This is a genomic window from Kitasatospora sp. NPDC001539 (assembly GCF_040298565.1).
Lineage (GTDB): Bacteria > Actinomycetota > Actinomycetes > Streptomycetales > Streptomycetaceae > Kitasatospora.
The window spans coordinates 1-1,876 of the sequence record NZ_JBEPAK010000464.1; the positions used below are offsets into that span (position 1 = coordinate 1).

At 73.7% G+C, this 1,876-nt stretch carries 3 protein-coding genes and 1 pseudogene; 2 read left to right on the forward strand and 2 right to left on the reverse strand.

Features of this window, described 5'->3' with window-relative positions:
* Positions 1–57: 57 nt before the first annotated feature.
* Complete coding sequence (locus ABT247_RS33270; protein ID WP_350750311.1) at positions 58–534, reverse strand: Dps family protein; 477 nt, start codon at positions 532–534, stop codon at positions 58–60.
* Between the two features lie 455 nt (positions 535–989).
* On the opposite strand from ABT247_RS33270, the gene ABT247_RS33275 reads away from it, so the two are divergent.
* Positions 990–1,397, forward strand: coding sequence for an SsgA family sporulation/cell division regulator (locus tag ABT247_RS33275; RefSeq protein WP_350750313.1), 408 nt, complete (start codon positions 990–992; stop codon positions 1,395–1,397).
* 84 nt (positions 1,398–1,481) lie between these two features.
* Positions 1,482–1,745, forward strand: coding sequence for a DUF6479 family protein (locus tag ABT247_RS33280; RefSeq protein WP_350750315.1), 264 nt, complete (start codon positions 1,482–1,484; stop codon positions 1,743–1,745).
* A 42-nt stretch (positions 1,746–1,787) separates the two neighbouring features.
* Here the strand turns inward: ABT247_RS33280 and ABT247_RS33285 are convergent.
* A pseudogene (locus ABT247_RS33285) lies at positions 1,788–1,876 on the reverse strand (class I tRNA ligase family protein); the annotation flags it as partial.

Here is a 1,876-nt window from a genome sequence, read left to right on the forward strand (position 1 = left end):
CTGGGTGCAGCGCACCCCCGACGCGGCCTCGACCCGTGCCGGGTCGGCGCGGTGCCGTCAGTTCCGGTTCTCCGCCTGGAACATCCAGCTGTGCTTCTCGAGTTCGGCCGTGAGCCCGATCAGGAGGTCCTGGGTGACCGGATCGGTCGAGGCCGTCTCCTCGATCCGCACCCTCATCCGCTCGATCACGGCGGCGAAGGCCTTCACCAGGTACTCGACGGTCGCGGTGTCGGCCGTCCAGCCCTCCGGGAAGCCGGGCAGGCTGCTGGAGGCGGCCACGGTGGCGGCCCGCCCGTCCGGGCTGACCCCGATCGCGGCAGCCCGCTCGGCCACCGCGTCGGCGAAGTCGCGTGCGGTGGTGACCACTTCGTCGAGTTGCAGGTGGACGGAGCGGAAGCGGGGGCCGTAGAGGTTCCAGTGCGCCTGCTTGGCCACCAGGGACAGGTCCAGCAGGTCCACCAGAGTTCCCTGCAGGGCGTTCCCGGTCGTCTTGCGTTCGCTCTCCGGCAGCGGGCTGCTGATGACGATGCCCATCGCTGGACTCCTTCCGGATCGGGGGAGCCGTCGTCCGGCCCCGTACGGTGTGGGCGGCCCTCCGCCCGGCGATCCGGCCTCGACGTGCCGCGTCCCGGCCCGGAGAGCGGTGCCCCGGGCTGTCCGGCACGAGGACGAACGACCGGCGCGGGCAGCGGATCGTCCGGCGGCTTCCCCCTTCGGCCGGACGGAAACCACCCGACCGAAGGACAGCGCGAACGGGTGTGCGACGACCCCAGAGACGGACCGAACGGCCCCGTCGGCCCCCGGGCGGGTCCGGTCGCGATCGTTTCCACATCACGGCCATGGATCGGCGCAGGGCGGGTAGCCGAAGGCTGCCACGGCCGACGTCCGGTGCCGCTGTCGGCGACCCGGCACCGGAGCCCGGCCCCGGCCCGCCCGCTGTTCGGTCACCGCTTCGATTCGATGATGTTCAGAGAATGGAGACCCACCGCATGACCGTCGCCACCTGCCGGTCCACCGCCGTCACCCTGCCCGAGGGTCCGTTCCCCGACATCGCCGTAGAGGCCCACCTGCGCTTCGACACCTCGCTGCCGTACGCGGTCTGCCTGGCCTTCCCTCCTGTCGGGGAGCAGGGCGGCGACGAGATCCAGTGGTTCTTCGCGCGCGACCTGCTGAACGAGGGCCGCCACGCGCCGAGCGGCTGCGGGGACGTGACCGTCCGCCCGGGGCCGGAGGGGCAGGTCCTGGTGACCTTGCGCAGCCGCGACGGGCGGGCCGTGATCAGCATTCCCTCGGACGCGGTGACGGCGTTCCTGCTGGACTCCTTCGCCCTGGTGCCGGCCGGGAGCGAGACGGACCACCTCGACATCGACGACGCCCTCGGCCGGATCCTCGCCTGACGCCGGATCCCCACCCCTCCCCCGCCTTCCAACGGCGATCCCCGAACGGAACGGACTCCCCCGATGCTGTCCACGACGCTGTCCATGACCACGCACCAGCTCGCGACCGACGCCGCCTCCGGCCCGTCCGCGTTCGGCGTTCTGGTGCCCGCGCTCGTCATCGCGGTGCTGCTCATCGGCGCCTTCGCCTGGGGCAGCCGCCGGCTGGTGCGCCGCCGGCCGCCGCGGGCGCCGAAGGGCACCGCCGCGCAGCGTGCCGACTCCTGGCGCACCCCGGGCGGCGAGGGCCCGGGCGCGCAGGACGGGGTGCCCGCCGACGAGGAGCCGGGGCGCCCGCCCCGCCGCTGACCAGGGAGGGCGCGGCCCGGCGGGAGCCTGCTCAGCCGCCGTGCCCTCCTTCGCGAGCTCACGCTCGACCACGTTCTGGGTGGCGATGCCGGCGTGGTCCATACCCGGCTGCCACAGCGCCTCGTAGCCCT

Bases quoted from the DNA above. Each gene is read 5' to 3' on its own strand.
- ABT247_RS33270 (WP_350750311.1), bottom strand. From the start codon at position 534: ATGGGCATCGTCATCAGCAGCCCGCTGCCGGAGAGCGAACGCAAGACG.
- ABT247_RS33275 (WP_350750313.1), top strand. From the start codon at position 990: ATGACCGTCGCCACCTGCCGGTCCACCGCCGTCACCCTGCCCGAGGGT.
- ABT247_RS33280 (WP_350750315.1), top strand. From the start codon at position 1,482: ATGACCACGCACCAGCTCGCGACCGACGCCGCCTCCGGCCCGTCCGCG.